The organism is Microbacterium sorbitolivorans (assembly GCF_003327285.1).
Classification (GTDB): domain Bacteria; phylum Actinomycetota; class Actinomycetes; order Actinomycetales; family Microbacteriaceae; genus Microbacterium; species Microbacterium sorbitolivorans.
The window spans coordinates 599363-625360 of record NZ_KZ848473.1 but is presented as its reverse complement, the minus strand read 5'-3'; the positions used below and the strand labels follow the sequence as shown (position 1 = coordinate 625360).

The window sequence follows — 25998 nt, the reverse complement described above, 5'->3', positions numbered from 1 at the left end:
ACGGGACCGCTCAACCGATGGGCGGCCCGAGGCGTAGCAGAATCAAGAAGACAATCACGACGAGCACCGCGAGGATCGCCGCCGCGAGGACGACGTGGCTCAGCACCCAAGCGAGGAGACGCTCGACAAAGTTCTTCGGATCCTCGCCGCCCTTACCGAGACGCCATGTGCGGCCGAGCAGGCCCGCGCGATCCGTGAACACCTCGAACGGCCACGTTGCGAACGGGACGACGGAGAGCACGAGCCCAAGGATCCCGCGGCCCGCGCGCCAGCGGCCGTCGATCCAGACAATCACGGTGACGACACAGTAGGCGAGGAAGACGAAGCCGTGCACGCCGCCTGCGATGGGTACCAGCGCGTCGGTCGCACCGATGCCCCGCACAATCATGGCGGCGATCAGGAACGCCCACGTGATGACCTCGGCGAATGCGAACGTCTTGAAGAGAGAGCGGGGAGTCACGCCGCTCAGGCTATCGAGAGCGGATATGAACTTACCGCCAGGATCCCCGAAGGGGCGGCACCGTATCGCAACGGCGCCGCCCTTTCGTGGGGGATCCTTAGGGCCGGTCGCCCGACGACGGGTGCTTCTGCTCGTGAAGCTCGCGTTCAAGGCGCTCAGCCTCGTCGCCCGCGATGGCCTCGCCTCGCGCGACCATGCCCGGCTGGTCCTGCAGCGGGATCTGCTTGAGGCATAACGCCAGCACGAACGCGATGATGATGAACGGGATGAGGTACCAGAACACCGGCGCCAGTGCGTCGGCGTAGGCGTTGACGATGCCGTCCTGCAACTCTTCAGGGAGTTGCGCCATCTTCGCGGGGTCGATCGTCGCGGTCGCCTCCGCGGCGGATCCGGCATCGGCACCCGACGAGAGGAACACGTCGGTCAGGCGCTCGGAAAGCCGCGTCGTGAAGAGCGTGCCGAACACGGCGGTGCCGAGCGAGGCGCCCACCTCGCGGAAGTAGTTGTTCGTGCTCGTCGCGGCACCCAGCTGGTCGGCCGGAACGGCGTTCTGCACGACGAGTACGACGACCTGCATGATGAGGCCCATGCCCGCGCCGAAGATGAGCAGGAACGTGCAGATCAGCCAGATCGGGGTATCGCCCGACAGCGTCGTCATGAGCGCCATCGCGGCGGCCATCGTGAGCGTGCCGATGAGTGGGTACATCTTGTACTTGCCGGTCTTCGAGATCAGGATTCCGGATCCGATCGACGTGCCCATGACGCCCGCCATCATCGGGATCATGAGCAGGCCGCTGACGGCCGCGGAGGTTCCGGACGCCATCTGCAGGAAGGTCGGCACGAAGCCGATCGCCGCGAACATCGCCATTCCGAGCGCAAAACCGATCGCGGTGGCGTTGAGGAAGATCGGGTTGCGGAAGAAGTTCAGCGGGATGATCGGATCCTCCGCGCGCGCCTCGACGAACACGAAGAGCGCCGCGGCGATGAGAAGTCCGGCGCCCCACGCCCAGGTGAGACCATCGCTCCAGCCGTGATCGGCGGATCCGCCGAAATCGGTGAAGAAGATGAGGCAGGTTGTCGCGATCGAGAGCAGCACGACGCCCAGGATGTCGATCTTCTTCGTCGCCTTCTTGCTCGGAAGCTTGAGGGCTACGAGCGCGATGATGAACGCCGCGATGCCAACGGGGATGTTGATGTAGAACGCCCACTGCCAGGTGAGGTGGTCGACGAAGAAGCCGCCGAGGAGCGGGCCCGCGACGGCCGAGAGGCCGAAGACGGCGCCGAGCGCGCCCATGTACTTACCGCGCTCGTTCGCCGGCACGATGTCGGCCATGATGGCCTGCGACAGGATCATCAGGCCACCGCCGCCCAGGCCCTGGAGCGCGCGGAAGACCACGAACGTCCAGAAGTCGGGCGCGAAGGCACAGAGCGCGGACGCGACCGTGAAGAGCACGATTGCGATGAGGAAGAGGTTGCGCCGGCCAAGCACGTCGCCGAACTTGCCGTAGATCGGCATGACGATCGTGGTCGCGAGCAGGTACGCGGTGGTGATCCACACCTGGTTCGCGACGCCGCCGAGCTCGCCGACGATCGTGGGCATGGCGGTCGAGACGATTGTCTGGTCGAGACTCGACAGCAGCATGCTGGCGATGAGCGCGCCGAAGATCGTCCAGATTCGCCGTTTCGTCAGGAGAAACGGCGTTTCTGTAGTGGTGGTCATGAAGGGCTTTCTGTTGAGGTGAAGAGGGCCCGAGCGAGCTGCACGCGCGCGCGGAGGATGTCTTCGAAGGACGCGTGCTGACCGGCGGTGATGCCCTCGTCGAAGGTCATCCGCATGAACGTGCCGAAGATGAGCGCGGCGGTGACGGCGCGCGGGTCGCCCGCCTCGTACCCCTCGCGCTGCTCGATGAGGGCGGTGGCGCCCTGCTCGGAGTCATGGATGTGGGAGAGCATGCGGGTGAGTATCTTGGGCTCGCTCTTGATCGCGGCCCCGACGGTGGCGGCGTCGGCGAGGGGCACGGCCTGCCTCGTCCAGCGCGCGACCGATAGCGTGACGAGATCGTCGATGAGGTCGCCGCGGGACGCGATGAAGGCCGCCTCGATGTCGTCGTCGCGGTCGCGCGTCTGGAGGATGCCGAGCACGGCGTCTTCCTTCGAGGCGAAGTAGTTGAAGAACGTCCGTCGCGAGAAGCCGGCGGCCTCGCAGATGTCTTCGATCGTGAACGATGCGAGGCCGTGCTCGATCGTCCGCGCCTGCGCAAATGCCGTCGCCTCGGCGACCGCGTTGGCGCGGCGGCGCTCGCGCGCGTTAGGTGCACTCTCGGACATAGAGTGCAATTTTGCACTTCTTTGCTAAGAGTGCACTGTAAGCGCGGGCGTCAGTCGCTCGACGGCATCCGGCGCCGGATCATGAGGGTGACGGCGAGCCCCACGAGCGTCGCGGCCGACGTCATGACGAAGACGGCGGGCGTGCCGAGCGCGCCTCCGAGGGCACCCGCGATGATCGGCCCCGACACCTGCCCGAGGTACTGCGCCGACACGTTGTAGCCGAGCACGAGCCCGACCGAGGTGTCGGGGAGGAGCCTGCGGATCGTCGCGACGACCGTCGGCGTGATGCCGCCGAGCGCGATGCCGGTCGCGAATCGCAGCGCGGCGAAGCTGATGAGCTCGGGCGCGATGGCCTGCAGGGCGAGCAGCACGGTCGCCGCGATCAGGCTGTAGGTCAGCACGCGGAGGTGCCCGATGCGGTCGGCGAGGCGGCCGAGCCACGGGCCGGAGAGGATCGTGCCGAGGGCCGAGAGCGAGAACACGAGCGCCGAGAAGATGGCTACGCCGTCATCGGAGCCCGTGAGGTGCCGGACGTGCACCGTGATGATCGGCTCGGCCGAGATCGTCGCGAACATGAGGATGGCCGAGAGCCCGAGGAGCGCCAGGATCGTCGACTTGTGGGGGAGTGCGCGCCACCCTCCCGCCTTCTTCACCCGCTTAGCGCGCGGTGGGCGGGGGTCCTCCTTGAGGAGGAACGCGGTGCCGAGAAAGGCGATGAAGATGAGCGCGCCGACCGCGAAGAACGCCGTTTTCACGCCGAACAGTTCGGCCATCGTTCCGCCCAGAAGGGGGCCCGCGATGTTGCCCGCCATGATCGCGGATGACAGCACACCGAGCGCCCACGCCGACTTTTCCTTCGGTGTCTGCGCGGCGACGAGGATCATGGATCCGGAGGAGTATCCGCCGAGGAGGCCTGCGAGGAGGCGGAGCGCGACCAGCTGCCAAACATCCTGCGCGAGGCCGATGAGCGACATCGCGATCGCCATGCCGAGGCTCGCGCGGATGAGCATCGACTTTCGGCCGTACTTGTCGCCGAGGTGGCCCCAAAGGGGCGCCGTGAGCGCGGCGGTGAGGAAGGTGGCCGAGTAGGCGATGCCCGACCATGTCGTGACCGCGGCGGTGTCGCTCACGCCGAGGTCTTCGACGAAGAGCGGCAGGATCGGCAGAACGAGCGTGATGCCTGCGACGGTGGTGAAGGATCCCGCCGCGCTGACGAATAGATTGCGCTTCCAGTGCGCAGCGGCTGCCTCACTCACCCGCCGCGCCCCGCTCACGCGTGGCCTCGACGAGGCGACCGAGGGCGGGGAGTGCCGCGACGATCGCTCGCTGCTCGCCGCCGTCGAGTTCCATCAGGCTGTCCCTGATGAACTCGGTGCGGCGTGCTCGGCGTGTGGCGAGCGCCGCGCGCCCTGCGTCCGTGAGGGTGACGACGACCGAACGGCGATCCGTCGGCGAGGGAGTGCGCGAGAGGAGCCCATCGTCGTTGAGCCGCGCCACGAGTTGCGTCATGGCGGGTTGACTGACACCCTCGGCTCGCGCGAGGTCGGTCACCCCGCCGGGCCCCGTTGCGTCGAGCCTACTCAGCACCGCCGCGGCGGCCTGCGAGAGCGCGTCGTCGGTGGCGAGCGGCCGAATGGCGCGTACGAGCTGCTCGATCAACAGCGAGAGGCGGGCCGCGTCGGTCGGCGTGAAATCCATAAGGGGATTATTACATATGTAACTTATATATTTTGTCGCGCGGCGTCGCGAAACGCGTTCCTCGGCACCACCAATAGAGCGACGGCGGCAGCGAACGCCGTGACGCCGCACACTGTCCATACCGTCAGGTAGCCCGTGAGGGATCCGGCGGTCCCGGTTGCGAGACCCGTCGACAACGCGATGCCGAAGGCGCACGACGCGATCGCGCCACCGACGGTCTTGACCGAATTCGTGAGCCCCGTCGCGACGCCGGTCTGCGACGGGGGAGCGGCGGCGGCCGCGGTCGCCGGGAGCGACGCGACGAGGGCACCGGATCCGAGCCCCGCGATGACCATGTTGGTCACGACCTGGGCGTACGTCGCGTGCAGGGGGAGGAAGAGCAGATAGCCCGCGCCGACGAGAATCGCCGCGACGATGAGCGCGAGCCGCGGGCTCGTGAGGTTTGCGAGGCGCGGGTAGAGCAGCGCGCCCACGATCATCGCGATGAGGTAGATGCCAATAATGAGCGAGGTCGCGAAGCCCTCGGTTCCGAGCCCGTAACCCGTGACCGACGGATCCGTGCGCGCAAAGGTCGACAGCGGCGCCTGTGCGCCGAGCACGCTGACACCGAAGAGCCCGGCCGTGAGGAAGACCGGCCAGAGCGACGGGTTAATGAACATCTTCACGTCGATCACCGGATCCGCTTGGCGGCGTTCCCAGAAGACGAAGGGCACGAGGAGGGCGAGGCCGAGCGCCGTAACGCCCCAGGCGAGCGGGCTCGCCGGGCCCTCGATGCGCAGCAGGCTGAGGCCGCCCGTGAAGGCGATGAGGGCGAGCGAGACGAGCGCGAGGCCCGTGGTGTCGAGGCGCCCACCCGTGGCGGGGCCCGCCTCGCGCACGCCGAAGAGGATGACGAAGAAGCACGCCGCGACGGCGATGCCAGGAACCAGGAGCACGATGCGCAGGTCGAACGCGTCAACGAGCGCGCCGCCCGCGAGCGCGCCGATGATGGCGCCGGCCTCGAGCGCCGCGACGAGCACGCCGGCTGCCTTCGCGGTGACGGCCGCGGGCTCGGTGGATCCCATCGAATAGGCCTCGCCGCGGCGCCACCCGAAGCCGGCCGAGTGCGCGCGCGAGTAGATGAGCGCGACCTCGAGTGGGAGCCAGACGACGTACACGCCCTGGATCGCCCAGCATGCGAGGAAGACCGCGAAGGTCATAGCGAAGGGCAGCGCGAGCGAGGCGATCGCCACGATCGCGGTCGAGATGAGGAGCATCCTCTTGTGCCCGACCATGTCGCCGAGCTTCGCGAACGCCGGAACGACGAGCGCCGAGAGCATGAGCTGCGTGCCCTCGAACCAGTTCACGTCTGCGTCGTGGATGCCGAGGGCCCGGGCGATATCGGTGAGCATCGGCGTGTAGTAGCCCTGGAGGATGCCGCTCGTGAACTCGACCGCGGCGAGAAAGCCGACGACCGCCCAGACCCTCACGACAGGCCCCGGATCAGCGCGATGTGGAAGTCGCGGCCGCTCTCGAGGCTGCCGACACTGACGCGTTCGCCGACGCCGTGGATCGAGGCGCGCTGCTCGGACGACATCTCGAGGGGAGCGAAGCGGTACACGTGGTCGGATATCGCGTGAAAGTGGCGGGCGTCGGAGGCCTGCATCATGAGGTACGGCGTCGGCACCGCGTCGGGGTATGCCGCGCGGATCGCCGCAGCGATGGCACCGAACTGCGGCCCGTCGGCGGGGGAGAGGCTCGTCGGATCCGAGCCCTCCTCGATCGCGATCGACACCCCATCGTCGTTGATCCGGCGCGCCACGCGCCGCGTGACGCTATCGACGGTTTCGCCCGGGATGATCCGTAGGTTGAACCGCACGCTCGCGTCGGCCGGCAACACGTTGGGGGCGGATCCGCCGTCCTGCATCGTCGCCGCAATCGTCGTCCGCACGAGCGCGGCCGGCTCGCCGCCGAGGGTCGCGAAGACGCGGCCCGCAAGGAAGCCGCTGCGCGAGAGCGCGCGGTAGAGGATCCGCGCGGGCCCGCTCGCCGTATCGGCGAGGGATCCGAGCATGCGCGTGATGGTCTCCGGGGTGCGCGGGCGGAAGGTCGACGGGCGAAGGCGCGTCGTGGCGCGCGCCAGCCGCTCGATCGCGCTGATGCCGTGCGGCGCCGACGCGTGGCCGGGGTCGCTGGTCGCGTCGAGCCTCAGCGTCGCGACGCCCTTTTCGCCCGTGCCGATCATCGCCGCGCGGCCGCGCGTGAAGGGGAGCGGCGCGCCGACCACCGCGCCGCCCTCGTCGACCACGAGCCACGGACGGATGCGGCGCTCGGCCAGCGTCTGTGCGATCCGCTGCGCCGCCTCGCCGTAGGTCTCCTCGTTGCCACCGAACGAGAGATACACGTCGCGCGCGGGGGAGAAGCCCTGTTCAAGAAGGGTTTCCGCCGCCTCGAGGATGACGAGTAGCGGGCCCTTGTCGTCGAGCGCGCCCCGCCCGTGCACCCAGCCGTCGGCGATGCGACCGCCGAATGGGTCCTCGCCCCATTCGTCCGGGTTCGCGGGCACGACGTCGTAGTGGGCCATGAGGACGAGCGGCTCGGCTTCCGTCGCTCCGCGCCAGCGGAACAGGAGCCCGCGGTCTGTGATCCGCTCCCGCTCCAGCACGGTGTGGACCCGTGGGTAGAGCTCTTCGAGCAATGCGACGAACTCGTCGAACGGGCCGTCGCCGCGTCCCAGGACCGTCGGGATCCGAATCATGCGCGCGAGTCGCTCAGCGAGGGGCGCCGACTGTGTCATGGCGTGAGCGTATCGCGACTGTCGAGCGATGGTAGCTTGGCGCGGTGATGAATTGGAGCGGCGGCGTGCTGGATTCGGCGAAGGCGGAGCGGGTGACGCGGTGGATCGGAGAGAGCGAGCTCGTCGCGAACCTCTCCTGGGGCCTCGTCGACACCGTCGTGCTGCACGTACGCTCGCCGGTCGGCGACGTCATCGTGAAGACCGCGGGGCCGGGAAATCATCACATCGGCCGGGAGATCGCGGCCCATCGGGGTGGGACCGAGCCGCTCGTCGCCGTCGGTCGCACATCACGCATGCTGCACACCGACGGGGCTCTGAATCTGCTCGTTCTGGAATATCAGACGGGAGTGCTGGTGCAGGGGAGCGGACTGGAGCTGTCGGCGGACGTCCATCGGCAGGCTGGGGCGATGCTTCGGCTCATGCACTCGGCGGCGCCCGCGCCGGGCGGCGAGGATTATGTCAGGACCATCCTGGATCGCGCGTCCCGCTGGCTTGCGACCGAGCACCGGATCGCGGCGGAGCTCGTGCGACGGTCCGCGGAGATTCTCAAGTCCGCATCCGCGCTGCCCGTGCGGCTCGTGCCGACGCACGGGGACTGGCATACGCGCAATTGGCTGATCGATGACGGCTTCGTCAAGGCAATCGACTTCGGCCGGTTCGCGTATCGCGCCGCTTCGAGCGACCTGACGAGACTCGCGGTGAAGGAATGGCGAGGACGTCCGGATCTCGAGCATGCGTTCCTCGACGGGTATGGCGAGGATCCGCGGGATCCCGAGCTGTGGCGTTTGGAGCTGCTCGGCGAAGCGATCGGTACCGCGGCGTGGGCGTATCAAGTCAAAGACGAAAAGTTCGAAGCGCAGGGCCATCGAAAGCTCAGCGAGGCGCTGGCGCTGTTCTGACGCGCATCAGCGGTATTGCCGATAATGCACATTATGTCAGTTCACGCTTGGCCGACGCTCCCCTCGGACGTCGTCACCAATCGCGCTACGCACTTCCGAAGCTCCGCTACTGGTGCTGTTAGCGGATTGTTCGGCCCGCTCGCGTGCGAAGATCGAGCATGGCCACGAGGTCGCATGAGCCCCAACAGTATGTCTGTCCGTTCTGCCAGCTGCAGCGAGGGAACTTCGACGAGTGGAATCGGCCATCGGACATCGTCGCCGTCAGTGAACACGCGTATGCCCGTGTCGCGCCGAAGTGGTGGCCGAACAATCCCGGCGCTGTACTCGTCATGCCTCGCATGCACGTAGAGAACATCTATGCCCTCCCCTCGGATATCGGCCATGACCTCTGGGACCTCACGCAGCGCATCGCAACGGGTGTACGGGCGTCATACGACTGCGAGGGCACCTCGATCCGTCAGCACAACGAACCTGCGGGCGATCAAGACGTGTGGCACGTGCACGTGCATGTGTTCCCGCGATTCGTGGGCGATGAGCTCTATCTTCGGCACCGCGAATCGGAATGGGTCACCCCTGACGAACGAGCACACTTTGGTCAGCTGCTACGGCGTGAACTCGGCGAGCCGATCGACTTCGGCGAACTCGGCACGCCGCTAGGCTGACTCGCATGTCGCTAGACCTGTTGCGCGCCCTGCCTGAGGCGCTTTCTGAGGGCGACGCGTTGCTGACACCGTTCGCCGTCGGAGACGATGTCGATGAACTCTATGCCGCGTTGACTCGTGCTGTGTGGGAGCACGTGCCCGGCGGGGCACCCGCGGATCCCGCCGAGCTACGCCGACGGATGGTCGCGCGGATCAGCGGTAATCCACCTCTCTGCCGCACCTGGCTGATCCGTCACGCCGGCGCGGTCGTGGGAACGACATCGCACTTCGTCCTTCCGGAGGAACCCGACGCGCTCGAGATCGGTGCGACCTATATGGCGCCGTCGACGTGGGGATCCGGTCTCAACGCCCGGATTAAGCGGCTCATGATCGAGGCAGCCCGCAACGCGGGCGCCACGCGCATCGTCTTCCAGACCGATGAGCGCAACCGCCGATCCGCGCGCGCGATCGCGAAACTCGGCGCTCTCCCCCGCGGCACCCGGCTGGAGAAGATCATTCGTCCCGATGGATCCGTCCGAACGAGCTTGCTGTTCGAACTCGCGCTCGACGAGATCCCACTAGCCGGCGGGAACGCCAGCGGCGCCGTTGTACGGATCGGTGACACCGTGCGGAAGCCATGGACGGCGTCGACGCCGAGCGTCGCGGACTTTGTGCGAAGCCTCCGGGAGTCTGGCATCGACGTTCCGCGGATCCATGGTCGCGACGAACAAAGCAGGCAGATCATCGAGTACGTCGAGGGTCCCCTTGCGATGGGTCGTGATCCGTTCACTCATGCCGAGCTTCAGCGCGTCGGTGCGATGGTTCGCGCGATTCATGACGCCAGCGCGTCGTATGCTCCGCCGGTCGACGCGCCGTGGGAGACCCTGTTGGAACCTCCGGACGCCCGTCTGATCTGCCATAACGACCTCGCGCCGTGGAACCTTCTGACGGGCGAACGCTGGGTATTCATCGATTGGGACGGAGCCGGCCCGAGCACCCGGCTCTGGGATCTCGCCTACGCCGCGCAGACGTTCACACTCAACGCCGCGGATCGCGATCCGCACGAGGCGGCACGCGACCTCGCTGCGTTCGTCGACGGCTATCGTGCGGACGAGGCGATCCGGGCAGCACTCCCCCACACGATGCATCGGCGTGCGGCGGCAATGTACCGTCTGCTTCGCACGTCCCACGAAGCGAGTCGAGAGCCGTGGGCGTCGATGTACGTCGCCGGCCACGGCGAACACTGGAAGCGCGTCGCAGAGTACGTCGAGCAACACGAAGGTGTCTGGGCGGCGGCGCTACTCCCCTGAGCCGAGGGCGATCCCCATCTGCACCCGGGCGCTGTATCGATCCAGGCCGAGCCGCTCCTCCGTTGCCACCAGAGCGCGGTGAAAGTCCGTGGCGGGATCTTCGACCGCAAATCCAAGCTTCGCGTAAAACGGCGCATTCCACGGCACATCCGCATAGGTACGAAGCGTTAGACGGTCGTACCCGCGGGTGCGCGCCTCAGCCTTCGCGGTCTCGACGAGCACCCTTCCGATTCCCCGTCCGCCGTGATCGGGCAGGACAGACACCTGCTCGAGGTGAGCGAGACCGTCGATCTCGAGCACATGTGCGAAGCCGAGGAGTTCGTCGCCGGCCGCGACCACGACGAATCCCGGATCCGCCGCGCGCGACGCCGGCGGCGGCCACGCCGCCGGACGGAAGCGCTCGAGAAAGAGAGCGTCCGCTGCGCGCTCGATCTCTTCGAGGGCAGCGAAGTCCTGCGGCATCGCGAAGCCGATCCGGTACTTCGCCGAGCGCTGAGGCCGCGCATCTGAAAGGATCCGTGAGGCGTGACGCTGAAGGTCGAGTCCGGCGACTTCTTCGAGGGTGAACCAGGCGGCCTCGCGGAGCTCGTCGTCCTCAAGGCTAAGTACGTCCGTCGTCAGGCGTACCTCATAGGCGGTCGTCACATAGGCGCACCGGTCGCCGTTCGGGTACGTGACGAACAGGTCCTCGCCGCCGTAGACGCCGATGATGCGTCCGACGATCCCCTCGGCTCCGAGTTCCTCGCGGATCTCTCTGACGAGCGCATCCGCGGGCTCTTCGCCGGGCTCGAGGCCACCGCCCACGAGAGCCCAGCGATCGCTCCCCTGCGGGCGGGCGAGGAGCACGCGTCCGGCACCATCGCGGATCACCGCGGAGACCGCCGGGAGGAGCAGAAGATCGTGGCCAACGCGTTCGCGTAGCGAGCGGACATAGGGCGACATGGGCATGCCTCACAGCCTAGGCGTCGACGCGCGTGCCATACGCTGATGGGATGACCACACTCGCCGTCATTCTCTTCCTCAACGCCGCTTTCAACGCTCTCACCTGGCCGAACTTCTTTCGGCGCGTCGTGAAGGATCCGCGTGCGCGAGACGCCAACGGCAAGGTCACCACCTTCTTCACCGTGCACCTGTATATCTTCATCGCGGCGATGGTGATGGCGGCGCTGTCGCTTTTCGCGGGCATCGCCGCGCTCGCGGGCGGGTTCGACTGACAGCCATGAGCACACGCCACGGCATCGTCACGCTCGACGGCACGGAGATCTCGTTCGAGGTGTTCGAGGGCGCCGAGCCTGCCGTCGTGATCTTGCACGGTCTGGCCGGCAGCGGGCGTGAATTTGTGCCCACGGCGCAGGCGCTGTCGGGCCGCAAGGTGGTGCTCGTCGATCAGCGTGGCCACGGACTCAGCACGCGCCGGCCACGCGACCTCTCGAGAGCCGCGTTCGTCTCCGATGTCAGAGCGGTTATCGAGAGAGTCGCTACGTCCCCCGTCGTTCTCATCGGCCAGTCGATGGGCGCACATACCGCGATGCTTGTTGCGTCGGCACACCCGGAGCTCGTGGCGCGGCTCATTCTCCTCGAGGGCAATCACGGTGGCGATAATCCCGATAACGCGGACAAGCTCGGCGCCTACTTCTCGTCGTGGAAGACACCGTTTGCGGATCCCGAGTCGGCGTTGGCGGACATCGGCGACTCCCCCATCCATCACGCATGGGCAGCCGACATGGATGCGCAGCCGGATGGCCTTCGCCCGCGCTTCGACGCCGACATCATGGCCGAGTCGATCCGCCCGCTCAGCCTCGAGCACTGGACCGAGTGGGAGCGCGTCGCCGCGCCCACACTCGTCATCTACGCCGACGGCGGCACGTTCACCGAGGCGCAGAAAGCAGAGTTCGTGGAACGCAATCCCTTCGCACGCCGAGTCGACCTCGCCGAAGCGTCGCACGACGCTCACCTCGATGCTTTCGATCAATGGATCCGCGCGGTGGTCACCTTCGTCGATGAACGTGGGCGTAACGGATCACCGCACGCTATCGCGGTCCGTCAAGCATCAGCTGCAGCAGCACGAGGTCGAGCCAGCGGCCGAACTTCGTGCCGACCTCGGGCATGCGGCCCGTCTCGACGAAGCCGAGCTTCTCATGCAGGCGCAGGGATCCGGTGTTGCCGGACTCGATCGCCGCAACCATGACGTGCACGCCGTTCTCGCGTGCCGCATTGACGAGGTGCATCATGAGCTGCCTGCCGATGCCGGATCCGCGCTGGTCTCCGCGCACGTACACCGAGTGCTCGACGGTGTGGCGGAAGCCGTCGTGCGGACGGAAGTCGCCGTAGGTCGCGTAGCCGACGACCTCGTCGCCGTCGACCGCGACGAGGACGGGGAAACCGCTCCCCTGCCGCCCTGCAATCCACGCGGCACGGTCCGCCTCATCGACGGTGGCGTCGTTCCAGATCGCCGTCGTGTTCAGGACGGCGTCGTTATAGATCTCCGCGATGCCCGCGGCGTCGGACGCCTGTGCCTGTCGAATCTGCATGTGACTTCTCTCGCTAGCGGGCGAGTTTCCTCGCCCTCTAGATCGTATGACGCAGATTCGACAGGCACCGACAACGGCTTACGCGTACCAGCTGGGCTCGGGGATCTCGTTCAGCAGCTCGAAGCGGCCGATCTCGTGCTTCTTGTACGCGATCGGGTCATGGAGGCTGTGCGTGCGGAGGTTGCGCCAGTAGATGTCGAGGCCCACCGAGTTCGACGTCGCACGGGCGCCCGTCAGCTCGAATACCTTCGTCGCCGCCTCGAGGCCGTCCTCGATGATGCGCAGCTTCGCCGCAGCCACGCGCACGGCGATCTCGCCGCGACGGCGCTCTGTGAGGTTCTCGCGGGCATCGTGCAGGATCTCGCTGATCTCGAGGTCGACGGCATCGATCAGCGCGGCGTCGGCCCACAGCTTCGAGGCGAGCTCGCCGTAGCCCTCGAGCACGTAGAACTCCTCGGTGCCGCGCTTCTTGCCCTTGCCGCCGTACGGCCAGGCGCGGGTGTGCTCGCGCGTGTACGACGCGGCGGTGCGCAGCGCGCCTTCGGCGATGCCGAGGTAGAAGTTATTGAACACGGCCTGCAGCGCGGGCACGTTGAGGGTGTTGTAGACGAGCGGCTGGAACACGCGGTCGACGAAGCCCGCCGCGCCCGCCCAGTCCACTCGCACATCGCGGATCTCGACGCCGCCCGACTCGGTCAGGCGCTGGCCGAGGTTGTCCCAGTTGCCGGGGAAGACGATGCCGGGCTGGTCGGTCGACACGATTGCGAACACGTGGGTCTCGGTGCCCTCGAGCACGCCCTCGAGCACGGTGAGGTCGGCGACGCGGCCGCCCGTCGAGAAGGTCTTGCTGCCGTTGAAGACGAGCTCGTCGCCGTCCTCGGTGATGCGGAGGTCGGCGTCGCGCGGGTTCACGGCCCCGCCGAAGAAGAGGTTGCCGCTCGTGTACTGCTCCTCCACCGCCTCGATCTGGGCCTCGGTGCCGACGAGGCGCACGGCCCACGCCCACACGTAGTGGTATCCGAGCAGCTGCCCGATGGATCCGTCGCCGCGCGCGATGATGCGCACGATCTTGTTGACGACGTGCCACGGAAGCTCCGCGCCGCCGTGAGCCTTCGGCCCGAGAACCGTGACGAGGCCGGCGTCCTTCAGCAGCTGCACCTCGGCGTGGGGCGCGACGTTTGCGCGGTCGCGCTCGAGGGCGTCGACCGCGAGGATGTCGGAGACCTCCTCCGCGCGGGCGAGCCACTCCTCGGCCGTCTCGGGGCGCGCGACCTCTGCCCAGCGGTTCTGCAGAGCCGTGCGCTCGGATGCGATGTCGACGTTCGTCATGGTGGATCTCCTCCCGGAGAAATATGGAGCGGAGCCGGTGTGGTCCGCTGCTTGTCGATAACCTTCCGGCCGCGCCGCGACGCGTGTCAATCAATGTGAACGCGAGGGTCGCCGCGTGACGCCGCGTGAATGACTATGACGTCATAAAGGGCCGCCCGCCGCGTCCTGCGACAATATGAGCGATGAATTGGCTCGAGCGGCACCAGGTCGCGATGTATCTCGGCGCGCTCGCCGCCGGCGCCGCCGCGGGGCTGCTGTCCCCCGCGATCGCGGATCCGGCCGGGCACGCCGTGAGCCCGGCCCTCGCGCTGCTGCTCTACGTGACCTTCCTCGGCGTGCCGTTCGCGCGGATCCGGTCGTCGCTCCGGGATTCCCGCTTTCTCGTCACGCTCGGGGTGCTCAACTTCGTCGTCGTGCCGCCGATTGCCTGGCTCCTCTCTCGCGTCGTCGCCGACGACCAGGCGCTGCTCGCCGGGGTGCTGTTCGTGTTGCTCGCGCCGTGCGTCGACTACGTGATCGTCTTCGCGGGCCTCGCCGGCGGATCCGCCGACCGGTTGCTCGCCGCCGCTCCCCTATTGCTGCTCGCCCAGATGGTCGCGTTGCCCGCGTACCTGCGGGTGTTCATGGGATCCGAGATCGCGTCGGCGATCGAACCCGCGCCGTTCGTGGAGGCGCTCGTCGTGTTGATCGTCGTGCCGATGGCGCTCGCGGCCGCGACGCAGTTTCTCGCGTCGCGCGCCGCGTGGGCGCGGGCGTTCGAGCGCCGCGCCCTCGGGATGATGGTGCCGCTCATGATGCTCACGCTCGCGGCGGTGGTCGCGTCGCAGATCGCGGGCGTCGGCGCCCACCTCCACGCGCTCCCGCGCGCGATCGCCGTCTACTCCGCGTTCGCGCTCGTCATGGTGCCCGTCGGGATCCTTCTGGGGCGCGCGGCGCGCACGGATCCGGCGGGCCGGCGCGCGATCGTGTTTAGCGGCGTGACACGCAATTCTCTCGTCGTGTTGCCGCTCGTGATCGCGCTCCCCGCGGGCTTCGAGCTCGCGCCGCTCGCCGTGGTCACGCAGACCCTCGTCGAGCTCGTCGCGATGGTCGTCATGGTGCGCGCCGTGCCGCGGCTCGTCAGGTAGCAGGCCCGCCCGTGTTCAGCCGCAGGATCTGGGCCTTCTCGTCCCCTGTGAGGTCCGAAAGTGCGAGGACCTCCTGCAGGACCGCCGACTTGCCGGCCAGGTACCGGTCGATGTCCATGTCGGGGTCGCTCGCGAGCGTCTGCTTGGTGGCGGCGTAGCGCTGCCGAAGCTCGTCGTTCTCACGCAGCACCCGGCGCACCGCGAGGTGGTTGCGCAGGTGCAGCGTGCCCTCGACGCACACGTAGACGTGGCGGCGCGGATCCGCGTCAGGCGCTTCGAACGCCTCGCGGCCTGAGACGCCGAGGTCGCCGCGGTGGCGATAGCGGGCGCGCTCGAGCGCTGCGATGGCGCCCGCCACCGAGGTGCGCGCCACGACGACGTCGATGTCGAGCACGGGCTTCGCCGCGAGCCCCGGCACCGACGTGGATCCGACGTGCTCGATCGCGATCACCGGCACGCCCCTGAGCGCCGCCGTCAGATCTTCCTCCACCCGGCGGAACTGCTCGGGCCAGGCGGGGTCGGCGGGAACGACCTCAATAGCCATACCGGCTCAGTGATCCGGGAGCAGGGTCGCGTCGTCGGATCCGTAGGTCGCCGGAACGAACCACGGCACCGGGGTCGCGCTGCGCGTCACGAGGTGCGAGACGCTCAGCGCCTCGGTGAAAATCGCCATGCGCACCGCGACGCCGTTGTCGGCCTGGCGGAAGATCGCCAATCGCGGATCCGAGACGATCTCGGAGGAGAGATCGGCGGCTCCCTCGCGCGAGTCGCGCGGGAGCGGGTGCATCAGGAGAGCGTCGGCCGGGAGATGCGCGTCGATCATCGCCTGATCGATGCGGTAATCGGTGAACTCGGCGCCGGCCGCCTCGCTCATGCGCTCCAGCTGGATCCGCGTCGCGTAGACCGCGTCGGCGCCCGCCATCGCATCTGCCGGCGTCGCGCAGATCTCGACGGTGTGGCCCTTCGCGCGCACGAGCTCGACGATGTGCTCGGGCATCTCGAGCTGCTTCGGCGCGTAGAGCGTAAAGGTCAGGTCGTTGTAGAGCGACAGGAGGCGCGCGAGCGAGTGCACCGTGCGGCCGTACCGCAGGTCGCCGAGCATCGCGATGTGGGCGCCGTCGATGCGCTTGCCGAGGAACGAGAACTCGCGCTGGATTGTGTAGATGTCGAGCAGCGCCTGGCTGGGGTGCTCCCCCGCTCCGTCGCCCGCGTTGAGCACGGGAACGTTGCTCGCGGCCGCGAACTGGGCAACGGATCCCTCGTCGGGGTGCCGAACGACGATCGCGTCGGCGTATCCGGCGATGACGCGTGAGGTGTCGTAGATCGACTCGCCCTTCGCCATCGACGAGAAGGTCATGCCGGTGGTGTCGAGCACCGTGCCGCCGAGGCGGGCGAACGCGGCGCCGAACGAGAGGCGCGTGCGGGTGCTCGCCTCGAAGAACAGGTTCGAGAGGACGGCACCCTCGAGCACGCGCGTCGTCTCCTGACGCGCGGCGAACGGCTGCATGACGTCGGCCACGCGGATGAAGCGCTCGAGCCCCGCGCGGTCGAACTGATCGACCGACAGTAGGTGGCGGCTGCCGCCGAAGCCGGGCTCGTCGGCGGGTTCGATGGAGGCCGCGGCGAGACCCGCGTCCTTCAGCAGGTGTTCGATGAGCAGGCGCGTCGTGCTGGGCATCGTGCGCGCGCCCGCCGACGCCGCCGGAACGAGCCACGAGTCGAGCGTGCGGCGCTTGACCTCGATGCGCGCGCTGAACTCGTCACGGGTGAGGTTGAGGCGGCGCATCGCGTCGCGCAGGATCGACTGCTGATTCAGGCTCATGCCTCAAATATACACTTTGTGTGCATATTTGGTGTGCACTATTCCTGGCCCTGATAGCCGATCAGCCAGCGCACTCCGAAGCGGTCGACGACGGTGCCGTCGGAATCGCCCCACGGGCGTTCCTGGAGCGGATCGATGACTCGACCTCCGTCAGCGAGCGCGTCGTACCAACGCCGGAGGGTCTCCGAATCCGCCGCACCGAGCAGCGAGAGGAACATCCCGACCATGTGCACCGCATCCTCATCGCCGCCCGCGTCCGAGGCGAAGAGCGTGACGGGGCCGTCGAGCTGCCCGTGCGCGATATCGGTCGGCGGGCCGTCGGTGCGACCGAACTGATCGTACGTGAAGCTCCGGACCTCTCCGCCGAACGCGCCCCGGTAGAACTCGAGCGCCTCGGCGGCGAATCCGGGGAACAGCAGGTACGGCACGGGAACGGTCATGCCCCGATGCTACGCCGCACCCCGGCGTACACAACGACGCAAATTTTTGCCCTGGGGCGTCGGGAAACCGGTGCCTACCCGGATCTCGTCAAAAACTTGCGTCGTTGTGTACGGGAGGGCTACCAGAGAAAAAAGGGGCCACGGCCGGGTAGTAGCCACGGCCGTGGCCGCAGGAGGTGTTACTCGGCGGCCGCGCGGAGTTCCGCCGCGGCGGCGGTCACGTCGGCGGCACCGTACAGGGCGCCACCGGCGACTGCGAGCTGTGCGCCGGCGGCCTTGACCGCGGCGATCGACGAGGCGTTCACGCCGCCCGCGACCGAGAACGGCACGCCCGCGGCCTTACCGGCCTCGAGCAGCGCGTCGAGCGAGTAGCCCGGCTGGGCCTGCTCGTCGAGGCCCGCGTGCATCTCGACGTACTCGGCGCCGAGCTCGACGACCTCGCGGGCGCGGCTCGCCTTGTCGGCGACACCGATGAGGTCGACGACGATGCCCTTGCCGTGGGCCTTGGCGGCCTTCACAGCACCGGCGATCGTGCTGTCGTCGGCGACACCGAGCACGGTGACGAGGTCGGCGCCCGCCTTGAAGGCAATGTCGGCCTCGAGCTCGCCCGCGTCCATGGTCTTGAGGTCGGCGAAGACGATCTTGTCGGGGAAGGCTTCCTTCATCGCGGTGATGGCCGAGAGGCCCTCCGACTTGATGAGGGGCGTGCCGAGCTCGAGCACGTCGACGTGCGCGGCCGCGGCGGTCGCGAGCTCGAGGGCGTGGGCGGTGGTGAGGGTGTCGATCGCGAACTGGATCTTCATGATGGTCCCGTCTTTCGTTCGTGGGTTATTCGAGGTTGGAGTGGCGCGGCCACAGCTCATCGGCGCTCGCGCCCGATCGCTGCCACAGCGCGTGGAAGAGGGCGTCGCCGACAAGGACGACGGCCTGTTCGAAGAGCGACCCGGCGTACTGCGCGGAGGCCTCGCCCGAGCGGTCGAGCTTCGCCGCGGCCGGAATCACGAGCAGGTGGTCGGCGACGTCGGCGAGCGGAGACGAGTCGGTGGTCGACAGCGCGACGATTCGCGCACCGACCTTCGCGGCCGTCTCGGCCGAGCGCACGATGCCGGCGGTGGTTCCGGATCCGCTGGCGGCGATCAGCAGATCGCCCTCCGAGATCGCGGGAGTCGTCGTCTCGCCGACGACGTACGCCGTCAGGCCGAGGTGCATGAGCCGCATGGCTGTCATGCGAAGCGCGAGGCCGGACCGGCCCGCGCCGAGTAGGAACACCCGGTTGGCGTTTTCGATGTCGACGAGGATCCCGTCGGCGGAGGGTCCGTTCGCCACCGCGTCGGCGACGGCGGCGACTTCTCCCGAAACGAGCCGCAGCGAAGCGGCGAATGCGTCGTCAGTGGTCACGACTTCATCGTCGCGCGGAGGCGCACGCCCACGCACTCCCTCACACGATCAGTGTGACTAGCCGGACGACTAGTGGACTAGCCTCGAGTCATGAGTCTTCACGAGCGGGCCCGCGAGGCGAGCGACGAGCGCGCGCTCGCAGAGCAGGCCGACCGCCACGCCGTCACGCTCGAGGCGCTCCTGGCCGCGCTTCGCTCCTCGCGCCTCGATGACCGGGCGGCGCGCCAGGCCGCCGTCGATATTGCCGCGAACGCGCTCGTCGACCTGCGCGCGCGCTCGAACGACCACCTCTCGGTGTTGCTCGAGCCCGTTACCGGCGCGTTCGAGCGGCTGCGCCGCGACCTCGCTCCCCTGCTCCGATATGGCGAGCTCGACGTGCAGTTCGTCGAGCCGCCCGCGAACGGGCGGGCGCTGCCGGGTGATGTCGCCCACGCCGCCCGCGCGATCGTGCGCAACGCCGTCCTTGCTTTCGTCGACGCGGGCGATGCCAGGCGCGTGCGCATCGAGTGGGGCTGCGACGGGCTGCACCTGCTCATGGGGATCCGTGACGACGGCCGCGGCGACATCGACGCGCACGACGACTCCCTCCGCCCCATCGCCGAGCACGTTTCGCACCTCGACGGCACGATGCGCGTCGCCTCGACACCGGGCTGGGGCACCGAGCTCTCGATCCAGATCCCCCTCGATCCGCCGGAACCCACCGCGGCGCTCGACGAAGACCTCACCCCGCGCGAGCGCGAGGTGCTCGTGCGGGTCGCCGGCGGCGCCCGCAACGCCGAGATCGCACGAGACCTCGGCATCAGCGAGCACACCGTGAAGTTCCACGTCTCGAAGCTCCTGCGCCGCACCGGATCCCGAAACCGAGCCGAGCTGGCCGCCGCCTACGCGTGAGAGGCTACTGGCATGGCAGAGAACGACGTGGACATCAGCTGGGACGAGGCACGCGAAGCGAACCTCAAAAACTGGAACGACCGCGTCGACATCCACGTGTCCGGCTACGGCCTCGCGGCGTACGACGACCCTGAGTACATCTCCGATGTTGTCCGTGACGATCTCGAGTCGCTCAGTATCGTGCGCGACGGCGTGCACGGGCTCGACGTGTGCCACCTCCAGTGCCACATCGGCACGGACACCCTCTCGCTCGCGCGGGCGGGCGCCCGAGTCACGGGGCTCGACTTCTCCCCCGCCGCTCTCGAGGCCGCTGAGCGCTTAGCGACCGAGCACGGCGAGCGGATCCGCTGGGTTCAGTCGGACGTGATGGACGCGGCAGCGGCGATCGGTGACGATTTCGACCTCGTCTACACCTCCATAGGCGCCATCTGCTGGTTGCAGGACCTCGACGCGTGGGCCGCGCAAGTCGAGCAGCTCCTACGGCCAGGTGGCACGTTCTTCATCCGCGACGGGCACCCGGCGCTCTACTCGCTCGACGAGACAGCCTCGGATCTGCGAATCCGCTACCGCTATTTTCCCAACGGAGACGCCCAGACCTGGAACGACTCGGGAACCTATTCGGGCGACGGAGTCGTGGCACATCCGCGAACCTACGAGTGGCCGCACTCGATATCCGAGATCGTGAACGCGCTGATCGGGGCCGGCCTAACGCTTCAGCTGCTTGACGAGGGCAAGACGCTGCCCTGGCAGTTCTCGCCCCGCATGGAACCGACGGAAGGCGGGTGGGCATGGCCCGAATCCGAGCGCGATAACGTACCGTGCACCTTCACGATCATTGCTCGCAAGAACGACCGCCTCTCGTCGGGCGAGTGGATCGCATTCGAGCAGGAGGACGAGACCCCTCTTTACGACGAGGCCCTGCACGCCGAGGAGCCGACGATGAGTGAGCAGGCGGATCTTTACCCAGCTATTCGATCCCTTGACGCGTCCGGTTCATGCGCCATCGAGATGGGCGTTTCTTACCACTTCGCCTGTTTCGGCGTCACCGACGATGAGTACATGTCGGCCGACGAAGATGCGGTTCGTCACCGCGTCGGAAGCCTTTTCGAGGCTTATCTGGACAAGCCAGGCGGTTTCATGCTGCTCACAGCCGTTCACACAGGGCGCGTTCGGGTCACTATCCATTCGACAACGGAGCCCGCGCCGGGCGAGATTAACCTCGACGACTGGCAAGACATGGTCATCACCACGATCGATGTGCCTTCCGGTGAGCTCGTCGCGCAGCCATGTTTCGGTGATGGCGAAACGACGACTAACCTGGTCGGTGCCGTGGGCCGCTATCGCATCCGGATCCTGGGGCGCGATCGCGACGTTCCTGGTGACGATCTCGAGATCGTGGCTCCCGAGTCATATCGGATCGATATCTGGCCGGCGCCCGAGGGCGTGGGTGCCGACTCCGTACGGACGACCTCTGTTGTTGGCCGCGAGATCGAGGCCTCGTAGCCGCCCCTAGCCCAGCGCGAGCGCGGCGAGGGTGTGGGCGACGCCCTCTTCCTGACAGGAGGGGGCGATGTGGTCGGCGACGGCGAGGACGCTGTCGTGGGCGTTGGCCATCGCGTAGGCGGTGCCCGCCCAGGTGAGCATCGGGATGTCGTTGGGCATGTCGCCGAAGGCGACGACGTCGGCCGCGTCGATGCCGCGCTGCTTGCAGAGCGCCGCGAGGGCGTTGGCCTTGGTGATGCCGCGGGCGCTGATCTCGATGAGTCCCGGCATCGACCAGGTCGCGGTCGCCCGGTCGCCCACCGCCGCGAGCACGCTGTCGCGCAGCACGTCGTGGTCGACGGCCGGATCCTTCGCGAGCAGCTTGATCGCCGGCTCGCTCCACAGCGCGTCGAGCTCGCCGCACGGGGCGCCCGCCATCGGGAAGTCCTGTTCGAAGGACGGTGTGAGGCGGATCCCGTCGGGGAACTCGATCGCCAGTTGCACCGAGGGCAGCGCCGCGACGATGTCGCGCGCGATCGCGAGCCCGATCTCGGGCTTGATGCCGCGGATCCGCTCGATGCGGTTCTCGTGCAGGTCGTAGGTGAGGGCGCCGTTCGACACGATCGCGATGCCGTGCTCGCCGACGTGCTCGCGCAACGGCTCGACCCACCGCAGTGGGCGGCCCGTAATGAACACGACCGGGATCCCGGCGGCATCGACGTCGCGGAGCACGTTCGCCGTGTAGTCGGGGATGGTGAAGCTGTCGATCGGCACCAGGGTGCCGTCGAGGTCGGTCGCGACGAGCATGCCTCGAGCCTATCCGGCGCGGGCCGTGCCGGATCCGCCTAGAGCGCGAGCCGCATCTCGTGTTCGATGCCGCCCGGCTCGAGCTCGTAGGGCATCGTGATGCCGGTGTCGACGAATCCGCGGCGCGCGTAGAACGCGATCGCGCGGGCATTGTCGGCGTGCACGTCGAGCGTGAGCGTCGTGCCGAGCGCCCGCGCCCACTCGATGATGCCGTCGAGCAGCGCGTCCGCGACGCCCTCGTGCCGGCCGCGGGCGGCGGGATCCACGAAGACGCCCACGAGCATGGGACCAGAATTCGCGCTCATGTAGCCGCGCATCACGCCCAGCCAGGTGCCATCGTTGTCGTCGATCGCGACGAGGCCGGTATTCGGATCCTGTTCGTTGTTGGTCGCGCGCTGGATCCACTGCGCGTCGCCCAGCGTCTTCGCGTGCGCGAGCGTCTCGCCGTAGGCGATCGGGGTGTCGGCGAGCATGCGCAGGCGGATCTCGCGGAACTCCTGCCAGTCGTTGCCGACGATGCGGCGGATCGTGAAGCTCACGCGTACTCCCCCTGGTTCGCGGCGAAGAACGCGCCGAGCCCGGGGCGGAACTCCTCGAGCCGGCCGGTCCACGGATCCGCGAGCTCGCCGGCGGCGACCATGCGGTCGAACTCGTCGAGCGTCACCCAGCGGGAGGCCGCGACCTCCTCCGGATCCAGGACGATCGCGGCATCGGGGCCGACGACGGTCGCGTAGAGGTCGAAGAACGCGGTCGGCTCGACGACGCGGCCGATCGGGGCAAGATTCTCGGGTGCGCACCGCACGCCGACCTCCTCGAAGAGCTCTCGCGACGCGGCCTCGCGGCTCGTCTCGCCCGCGAGCGCGCTGCCGGCGGAGATCTCCCACATCAGCGGAAACGTCTTCTCGGCCGCGCGCTGGGCGACGAGGATGTACCCGTCGGGGCGCACGACCGCGGCCGCGACGACGAGGTGCATCCGCCCGCTCGGCATGGGCGTATCCCGCACGTGGGTCTCCCCCGTCGGGTTCGCGTCCATGTCCAACAGGTCCCAGATCTCGTCTGCCATGCGTACACGCTATCGGTGGTTGACTGATGTGCATGACAAGTAGCGACCGCGTGCGTGCGGCGTACGACGAGCGCGCCGATGAGTACGTCCGTCTGCTCGGTTCGGTTGAGGCGCTCTCCCCGCTCGATGCGGCACGGATCCGCCGCTGGTCGTTGGACGTAAGCGGCCGAATCGTCGACGCGGGAAGCGGTCCCGGTCAGTGGACCGCCTACCTTGACGCGGCAGGCGTGCAAGTAGAAGGGCTCGATCTCACCCCTGAGTTCGTCGCGCACTCCCGAAATGCCTACCCGCACGTGACCTTCCGCGAGGGGTCCCTGCTCAACCTGCCATACGGTGACGGAACGCTTGGCGGCGTCCTTGCCTGGTACTCGCTGATTCATCTCGAACCCGACGAGGTCGCCTCAGCGCTCGCCGAGTTCGCGCGCGTGCTCGTCCCAGGTGGCTCCGTCTTGCTCGGATTGTTCGAGGGAACTGACGGTGAATTCGACCACGCTGTGACGACTGCTCGATTCTGGAGCGTCGCGTCCATTACGAGGATGCTCGATGCGGCCGGATTCGTTGTGAGCGACCATGAAACACGACAGGATCCGGGTGCACGGCCGCACGCTGCGATTTGCGCTCTACGACGCGCCCGATAACGCGCGTTCCCGCCGGACAGCGAGGCAACATGACGTCGCGGTACCCGTCGTTCAATTCATAAACAAGCTACTTTCGCTTACCGCAGCGCGCGCACCGTGCCGTCGAGCCAGTCGCCCAGCACCCGATACGCCTGCTCCCTCGCGTCGTGGTGCGAGAGGAATATGTCGTGCAGGGCGCCGTCGATGCGCGCGATCGTCACGAGCGAGCCGAGCTTCAGCGAGGCGCGAGCGATGTCGTCGACGGCGAGGACCGAGTCGGCGCGCGTGAGCTCGTTATTCCACCGCAGCGGCATCGCCGAACGCGCCGACAGCATGACGAGCACGGGCGTCTCGATCGCGAGGCCGTCCTCGACGAGGTCGTGCCCGCGCAGGATCGCGCCGAGCCAGCCCGCGTGGACCGGCATCGACTGCTCGGGTCGCCACTTGAGGTTCGGCTCGACCGGATCCAGGGGGTCGATCGTCTCGGCCTGCGCCCGCGCGTAGAAGCCGAAGTCGACCTGGGGAATCTGCGTCATCGGCTTCCGCCTGGCGCGCATCTCGACGAGCGGCATGATCGCATCGCGCGACGTGCGCGGGAGCTGAAACTCCAGCCACGGGCTGTTGAGGATCACGGCGCTCGCGACGCCGGGGTTGCGGTGCGCCCAGAGGCTGAGGGTGAGCCCGCCGGTCGAGTGCCCCATCAGGACGAGGCGGCGCCCCGGGCCCATCGCCGAGAGCGCCGCCGCGATGTCTTCGTCGTAGGTCGCGAGGTCGGCGATGTACCCGGGCGTCTGCCCCTCGCGCAGGCTACGGCCGTACTTCCGCAGGTCGAGCGCATAGAAGCGCGCGCCGCGCGACGTGAAGGTGCGTGCGAGCCGCTTCTGGAAGAAATAGTCGGACCAGCCGTGGATGTACAGCACGTCGACGCCCTCGAGGGCGCGCCTGCGGATCCGACGCCGGCGCGGCAGCGCGCGCACGAGCGTCGCGACGACCTCGCCCTCGTCGTCGGTGCCGAGCGGCAGCGTCAGCTGCTCGAACTCGTCGCCGAGCACATCGGGAACCCACTCGCCAGCCATACGGCCAGCATATGGCTACTGCTTCGTGGTGCGCTCGATGCTCATGACGAGAATGACGCGGTCGGCGGCGTCGGCGGGCTTCCCGCCGAGCGGCTTGCCATAGCGGTCGCCGAGGTGGATGTAGAACTCGCCCTCGGGATCCGGGATCACGTCGATGAGCTTGCCGCGCACCTCGAGGTACGAGGTGGGCTCGTCGGGGTCGGTCACCGACAGCGACATCGACGGGTTGTGCTGCAGGTTGCGGTACTTCTGGCGCTTGACCGTGTGCGTGAAGCGCACGTGCTTGCCGTCGAACTCGAACCACATCGGGTTCACCTGCACGGTGTCGTCGGGACGGATCGTGCCGAGGTGCCCGTACAAGGGCAGATCAAGCAGTCGGCGGAACTTCGGGTCGAGGTTATCGAGAGCGCTCATGCCGCCAGTCTGCCGGATCAGGCGCCGATCTCGAGCCGCAGGCGCGAAATGTGTCGGGCGGTGATGTCGTCTTCCGCGGATCCGTCTTCGAGCACGGGCACCTCGCGGATCACCTCGAACGGCGTCTCTGGCACCTCGCCCGCGAGCCGCACGTCGAGGTGCGAAACCTCGAAGCCGTGCTCGTGGAGGTAGGTGGCCATGTCGTAGTCCTGGCCCGAGTCGCCGGCCGTGAACCAGCGGCGCGGGGCCTCCATGCGCTCGCCGATGAGCTCGAGCGCGCGGCGGGCGCCGAGCGCCTTGCCGCTGTTAACGTGCTCGACGTCGACCGAGATGACGGTCGGGTAGATCGTGAACCCGTCGGCGCCCGTCTCGGCGATCGCGGTTTCGAAGGAGGCGACGATCTCGTCGCGGCACGGCAGGAACTCCTCGCGCGGCACCGTCACGTGCTGTTCGAGCGAGAGCATCGTGCGCTTCGTGTTGTCGAAGAAGACGATGTCGGCGTGCTCGGCGGCGATCTTCTTTCCCGCCGCAACGAGCGCAGCGGGCGGCGCGATCGACTCGTCGACCGAGACCTCGCCGACGGCGGGGCCGCCGTCGCGCTCGACGAGCGAGAACCAGGTCCCGCCCTTCTCGCCGACGCCGAACACCGGATCCGTCGGCACGAGCCCCGCGCGCGTGAGCGCCGGCAGCACCTGCTCGGCGAGGAAGTCGACCGAACGACCCGTGTTGAACACGACGGGGCAGCCGGCTCGCGCGATCGCGACGAGGTCGGCCGCGAGGCCGGGCAAGCGCACCGTGCGGGTGCGCGTGGAAGAGATGGGTCCGTCGACGTCGAGCAGAAGGCCGAGGGGCGGAGTAGAAGTCACCGCTCCATTCTGTCTCATCCGGG

29 protein-coding genes and 2 pseudogenes are annotated in these 25998 nt (G+C 68.0%); 9 read left to right on the top strand and 22 right to left on the bottom strand.

Translation table 11 applies throughout. The annotated features are described in order from the left end of the window. Nucleotides 1-10: 10 nt before the first annotated feature. The 7 genes from DTO57_RS03175 to DTO57_RS03145 form a co-directional block, all read right to left on the bottom strand. Nucleotides 11-460, bottom strand: coding sequence for a DUF3817 domain-containing protein (locus DTO57_RS03175; RefSeq protein ID WP_114116747.1), 450 nt, complete (start codon nt 458-460; stop codon nt 11-13). Between the two features lie 97 nt (nt 461-557). Continuing rightward, nucleotides 558-2180 (bottom strand): MDR family MFS transporter, encoded by a 1623-nt coding sequence (locus DTO57_RS03170; protein ID WP_114116746.1) that lies wholly within the window; start codon nt 2178-2180, stop codon nt 558-560. Continuing rightward, a complete protein-coding gene (locus DTO57_RS03165) occupies nt 2177-2788 on the bottom strand; it encodes a TetR/AcrR family transcriptional regulator (protein WP_114116745.1) in 612 nt (203 codons plus the stop codon). The genes DTO57_RS03170 and DTO57_RS03165 overlap by 4 nt, the downstream gene beginning before the upstream one ends. 50 nt (nt 2789-2838) lie before the next feature. After that, nucleotides 2839-4044, bottom strand: a complete 1206-nt coding sequence (locus tag DTO57_RS03160) for an MFS transporter (RefSeq protein WP_222843217.1) — start codon at nt 4042-4044, stop codon at nt 2839-2841. Further along, nucleotides 4037-4486, bottom strand: a complete 450-nt coding sequence (locus DTO57_RS03155; RefSeq protein ID WP_114116743.1) for a MarR family winged helix-turn-helix transcriptional regulator — start codon at nt 4484-4486, stop codon at nt 4037-4039. The genes DTO57_RS03160 and DTO57_RS03155 overlap by 8 nt, the downstream gene beginning before the upstream one ends. A gap of 23 nt (nt 4487-4509) precedes the next feature. Further along, on the bottom strand, nt 4510-5955 hold the full coding sequence (locus DTO57_RS03150) for an MFS transporter (RefSeq protein ID WP_229730320.1): 1446 nt from the start codon (nt 5953-5955) through the stop codon (nt 4510-4512). Next, entirely contained in the window at nt 5952-7262 is a 1311-nt protein-coding gene (locus DTO57_RS03145; protein WP_114116742.1) for a M20/M25/M40 family metallo-hydrolase, read from the bottom strand. The genes DTO57_RS03150 and DTO57_RS03145 overlap by 4 nt, the downstream gene beginning before the upstream one ends. Nucleotides 7263-7309: 47 nt before the next feature. Here DTO57_RS03145 and DTO57_RS03140 point away from each other — a divergent pair, with 47 nt between their 5' ends. The 3 genes from DTO57_RS03140 (at nt 7310) to DTO57_RS14805 (ending at nt 10112) form a co-directional block, all read left to right on the top strand. After that, a complete protein-coding gene (locus DTO57_RS03140; RefSeq protein ID WP_114116741.1) occupies nt 7310-8161 on the top strand; it encodes a phosphotransferase family protein in 852 nt (283 codons plus the stop codon). Between the two features lie 158 nt (nt 8162-8319). Then, on the top strand, nt 8320-8823 hold the full coding sequence (locus tag DTO57_RS03135) for an HIT family protein (protein WP_114116740.1): 504 nt from the start codon (nt 8320-8322) through the stop codon (nt 8821-8823). A gap of 5 nt (nt 8824-8828) precedes the next feature. Further along, entirely contained in the window at nt 8829-10112 is a 1284-nt protein-coding gene (locus DTO57_RS14805; protein WP_308420481.1) for a GNAT family N-acetyltransferase, read from the top strand. On the opposite strand, the gene DTO57_RS03125 is transcribed toward DTO57_RS14805, so the two are convergent. Further along, nucleotides 10101-10574, bottom strand: coding sequence for a GNAT family N-acetyltransferase (locus tag DTO57_RS03125; protein WP_114117265.1), 474 nt, complete (start codon nt 10572-10574; stop codon nt 10101-10103). The genes DTO57_RS14805 and DTO57_RS03125 overlap by 12 nt on opposite strands. Nucleotides 10575-10712: 138 nt before the next feature. Continuing rightward, nucleotides 10713-11054, bottom strand: a pseudogene (locus DTO57_RS03120) (NUDIX domain-containing protein); the annotation flags it as partial. A gap of 50 nt (nt 11055-11104) precedes the next feature. Here DTO57_RS03120 and DTO57_RS03115 point away from each other — a divergent pair. Both DTO57_RS03115 and DTO57_RS03110 read left to right on the top strand, forming a co-directional pair. Continuing rightward, nucleotides 11105-11326, top strand: a complete 222-nt coding sequence (locus DTO57_RS03115; protein ID WP_114116739.1) for an SCO4848 family membrane protein — start codon at nt 11105-11107, stop codon at nt 11324-11326. Nucleotides 11327-11331: 5 nt separating this feature from the next. Beyond that, nucleotides 11332-12075, top strand: a pseudogene (locus DTO57_RS03110) (alpha/beta fold hydrolase); the annotation flags it as partial. Nucleotides 12076-12142: 67 nt separating this feature from the next. Here DTO57_RS03110 and DTO57_RS03105 read toward each other — a convergent pair. Together DTO57_RS03105 and DTO57_RS03100 are read right to left on the bottom strand one after the other, a co-directional pair. Beyond that, on the bottom strand, nt 12143-12643 hold the full coding sequence (locus tag DTO57_RS03105; RefSeq protein WP_114116738.1) for a GNAT family N-acetyltransferase: 501 nt from the start codon (nt 12641-12643) through the stop codon (nt 12143-12145). A gap of 78 nt (nt 12644-12721) precedes the next feature. Then, nucleotides 12722-13972, bottom strand: a complete 1251-nt coding sequence (locus DTO57_RS03100; protein WP_114116737.1) for an acyl-CoA dehydrogenase family protein — start codon at nt 13970-13972, stop codon at nt 12722-12724. Between the two features lie 182 nt (nt 13973-14154). Between DTO57_RS03100 and DTO57_RS03095 the strand changes: the two genes are divergently transcribed. Continuing rightward, nucleotides 14155-15099, top strand: a complete 945-nt coding sequence (locus DTO57_RS03095) for an arsenic resistance protein (protein ID WP_114116736.1) — start codon at nt 14155-14157, stop codon at nt 15097-15099. Here DTO57_RS03095 and DTO57_RS03090 read toward each other — a convergent pair. From DTO57_RS03090 to hxlB, 5 genes are all read right to left on the bottom strand, one after another. After that, nucleotides 15092-15643: a GrpB family protein gene (locus DTO57_RS03090; protein WP_114116735.1), complete on the bottom strand. Its 552-nt coding sequence runs from the start codon at nt 15641-15643 to the stop codon at nt 15092-15094. The two genes, DTO57_RS03095 and DTO57_RS03090, sit on opposite strands and share 8 nt — an antisense overlap. Nucleotides 15644-15649: 6 nt before the next feature. Then, nucleotides 15650-16921 carry an aspartate carbamoyltransferase gene (locus DTO57_RS03085; RefSeq protein ID WP_114116734.1) on the bottom strand — a complete coding sequence of 424 codons (1272 nt, stop codon included), beginning with the start codon at nt 16919-16921 and terminating at the stop codon, nt 15650-15652. Nucleotides 16922-16959: 38 nt separating this feature from the next. Then, on the bottom strand, nt 16960-17361 hold the full coding sequence (locus tag DTO57_RS03080; RefSeq protein ID WP_114116733.1) for a VOC family protein: 402 nt from the start codon (nt 17359-17361) through the stop codon (nt 16960-16962). 179 nt (nt 17362-17540) lie between these two features. After that, a complete protein-coding gene (gene hxlA / locus DTO57_RS03075) occupies nt 17541-18164 on the bottom strand; it encodes a 3-hexulose-6-phosphate synthase (RefSeq protein WP_114116732.1) in 624 nt (207 codons plus the stop codon). A 25-nt stretch (nt 18165-18189) separates the two neighbouring features. Continuing rightward, a complete protein-coding gene (gene hxlB, locus DTO57_RS03070) occupies nt 18190-18759 on the bottom strand; it encodes a 6-phospho-3-hexuloisomerase (protein WP_114116731.1) in 570 nt (189 codons plus the stop codon). A gap of 90 nt (nt 18760-18849) precedes the next feature. Between hxlB and DTO57_RS03065 the strand changes: the two genes are divergently transcribed. Both DTO57_RS03065 and DTO57_RS03060 read left to right on the top strand, forming a co-directional pair. Beyond that, the gene (locus tag DTO57_RS03065) at nt 18850-19650 is read left to right on the top strand and encodes a LuxR C-terminal-related transcriptional regulator (protein WP_114116730.1); all 801 of its coding nucleotides are present in this window, start codon (nt 18850-18852) and stop codon (nt 19648-19650) included. A 12-nt stretch (nt 19651-19662) separates the two neighbouring features. Beyond that, complete coding sequence (locus DTO57_RS03060) at nt 19663-21153, top strand: class I SAM-dependent methyltransferase (protein ID WP_114116729.1); 1491 nt, start codon at nt 19663-19665, stop codon at nt 21151-21153. A 6-nt stretch (nt 21154-21159) separates the two neighbouring features. On the opposite strand, the gene DTO57_RS03055 is transcribed toward DTO57_RS03060, so the two are convergent. From DTO57_RS03055 to DTO57_RS03045, 3 genes are read right to left on the bottom strand one after another with little or no spacing between them, the layout of a single operon-like run. Continuing rightward, on the bottom strand, nt 21160-21939 hold the full coding sequence (locus DTO57_RS03055) for a Cof-type HAD-IIB family hydrolase (protein WP_114116728.1): 780 nt from the start codon (nt 21937-21939) through the stop codon (nt 21160-21162). 38 nt (nt 21940-21977) lie between these two features. After that, nucleotides 21978-22478, bottom strand: coding sequence for a GNAT family N-acetyltransferase (locus tag DTO57_RS03050; RefSeq protein WP_229730321.1), 501 nt, complete (start codon nt 22476-22478; stop codon nt 21978-21980). Further along, complete coding sequence (locus tag DTO57_RS03045) at nt 22475-23002, bottom strand: NUDIX hydrolase (protein WP_114116727.1); 528 nt, start codon at nt 23000-23002, stop codon at nt 22475-22477. The genes DTO57_RS03050 and DTO57_RS03045 overlap by 4 nt, the downstream gene beginning before the upstream one ends. Nucleotides 23003-23034: 32 nt before the next feature. Between DTO57_RS03045 and DTO57_RS03040 the strand changes: the two genes are divergently transcribed. Then, on the top strand, nt 23035-23640 hold the full coding sequence (locus DTO57_RS03040) for a class I SAM-dependent methyltransferase (RefSeq protein ID WP_114117263.1): 606 nt from the start codon (nt 23035-23037) through the stop codon (nt 23638-23640). A gap of 77 nt (nt 23641-23717) precedes the next feature. Here the strand turns inward: DTO57_RS03040 and DTO57_RS03035 are convergent, their stop codons facing one another. From DTO57_RS03035 to DTO57_RS03025, 3 genes are read right to left on the bottom strand one after another with little or no spacing between them, the layout of a single operon-like run. Next, nucleotides 23718-24695, bottom strand: a complete 978-nt coding sequence (locus DTO57_RS03035; protein ID WP_114116726.1) for an alpha/beta hydrolase — start codon at nt 24693-24695, stop codon at nt 23718-23720. Nucleotides 24696-24710: 15 nt separating this feature from the next. Further along, nucleotides 24711-25109, bottom strand: coding sequence for a PPOX class F420-dependent oxidoreductase (locus tag DTO57_RS03030; RefSeq protein WP_114116725.1), 399 nt, complete (start codon nt 25107-25109; stop codon nt 24711-24713). Between the two features lie 17 nt (nt 25110-25126). After that, on the bottom strand, nt 25127-25975 hold the full coding sequence (locus tag DTO57_RS03025) for a hypothetical protein (protein ID WP_114116724.1): 849 nt from the start codon (nt 25973-25975) through the stop codon (nt 25127-25129). Nucleotides 25976-25998: the final 23 nt, after the last annotated feature.

What these genes read in the sequence shown, in the direction of transcription:
- DTO57_RS03140 (WP_114116741.1), top strand. Translation starts at nt 7,310, where the DNA reads ATGAATTGGAGCGGCGGCGTGCTGGATTCGGCGAAGGCGGAGCGGGTG.
- DTO57_RS14805 (WP_308420481.1), top strand. Translation starts at nt 8,829, where the DNA reads ATGTCGCTAGACCTGTTGCGCGCCCTGCCTGAGGCGCTTTCTGAGGGC.
- DTO57_RS03080 (WP_114116733.1), bottom strand. Translation starts at nt 17,361, where the DNA reads ATGACCGTTCCCGTGCCGTACCTGCTGTTCCCCGGATTCGCCGCCGAG.
- DTO57_RS03040 (WP_114117263.1), top strand. Translation starts at nt 23,035, where the DNA reads ATGACAAGTAGCGACCGCGTGCGTGCGGCGTACGACGAGCGCGCCGAT.
- DTO57_RS03165 (WP_114116745.1), bottom strand. Translation starts at nt 2,788, where the DNA reads ATGTCCGAGAGTGCACCTAACGCGCGCGAGCGCCGCCGCGCCAACGCG.
- DTO57_RS03115 (WP_114116739.1), top strand. Translation starts at nt 11,105, where the DNA reads ATGACCACACTCGCCGTCATTCTCTTCCTCAACGCCGCTTTCAACGCT.
- DTO57_RS03060 (WP_114116729.1), top strand. Translation starts at nt 19,663, where the DNA reads ATGGCAGAGAACGACGTGGACATCAGCTGGGACGAGGCACGCGAAGCG.
- DTO57_RS03170 (WP_114116746.1), bottom strand. Translation starts at nt 2,180, where the DNA reads ATGACCACCACTACAGAAACGCCGTTTCTCCTGACGAAACGGCGAATC.
- DTO57_RS03105 (WP_114116738.1), bottom strand. Translation starts at nt 12,643, where the DNA reads ATGCAGATTCGACAGGCACAGGCGTCCGACGCCGCGGGCATCGCGGAG.
- DTO57_RS03145 (WP_114116742.1), bottom strand. Translation starts at nt 7,262, where the DNA reads ATGACACAGTCGGCGCCCCTCGCTGAGCGACTCGCGCGCATGATTCGG.
- DTO57_RS03100 (WP_114116737.1), bottom strand. Translation starts at nt 13,972, where the DNA reads ATGACGAACGTCGACATCGCATCCGAGCGCACGGCTCTGCAGAACCGC.
- DTO57_RS03065 (WP_114116730.1), top strand. Translation starts at nt 18,850, where the DNA reads ATGAGTCTTCACGAGCGGGCCCGCGAGGCGAGCGACGAGCGCGCGCTC.
- DTO57_RS03030 (WP_114116725.1), bottom strand. Translation starts at nt 25,109, where the DNA reads ATGAGCGCTCTCGATAACCTCGACCCGAAGTTCCGCCGACTGCTTGAT.
- DTO57_RS03095 (WP_114116736.1), top strand. Translation starts at nt 14,155, where the DNA reads ATGAATTGGCTCGAGCGGCACCAGGTCGCGATGTATCTCGGCGCGCTC.
- DTO57_RS03155 (WP_114116743.1), bottom strand. Translation starts at nt 4,486, where the DNA reads ATGGATTTCACGCCGACCGACGCGGCCCGCCTCTCGCTGTTGATCGAG.
- hxlA (WP_114116732.1), bottom strand. Translation starts at nt 18,164, where the DNA reads ATGAAGATCCAGTTCGCGATCGACACCCTCACCACCGCCCACGCCCTC.
- DTO57_RS03045 (WP_114116727.1), bottom strand. Translation starts at nt 23,002, where the DNA reads ATGGCAGACGAGATCTGGGACCTGTTGGACATGGACGCGAACCCGACG.
- DTO57_RS03090 (WP_114116735.1), bottom strand. Translation starts at nt 15,643, where the DNA reads ATGGCTATTGAGGTCGTTCCCGCCGACCCCGCCTGGCCCGAGCAGTTC.
- DTO57_RS03135 (WP_114116740.1), top strand. Translation starts at nt 8,320, where the DNA reads ATGGCCACGAGGTCGCATGAGCCCCAACAGTATGTCTGTCCGTTCTGC.
- DTO57_RS03035 (WP_114116726.1), bottom strand. Translation starts at nt 24,695, where the DNA reads ATGGCTGGCGAGTGGGTTCCCGATGTGCTCGGCGACGAGTTCGAGCAG.
- DTO57_RS03125 (WP_114117265.1), bottom strand. Translation starts at nt 10,574, where the DNA reads ATGCCGCAGGACTTCGCTGCCCTCGAAGAGATCGAGCGCGCAGCGGAC.
- DTO57_RS03055 (WP_114116728.1), bottom strand. Translation starts at nt 21,939, where the DNA reads ATGCTCGTCGCGACCGACCTCGACGGCACCCTGGTGCCGATCGACAGC.
- DTO57_RS03085 (WP_114116734.1), bottom strand. Translation starts at nt 16,921, where the DNA reads ATGAGCCTGAATCAGCAGTCGATCCTGCGCGACGCGATGCGCCGCCTC.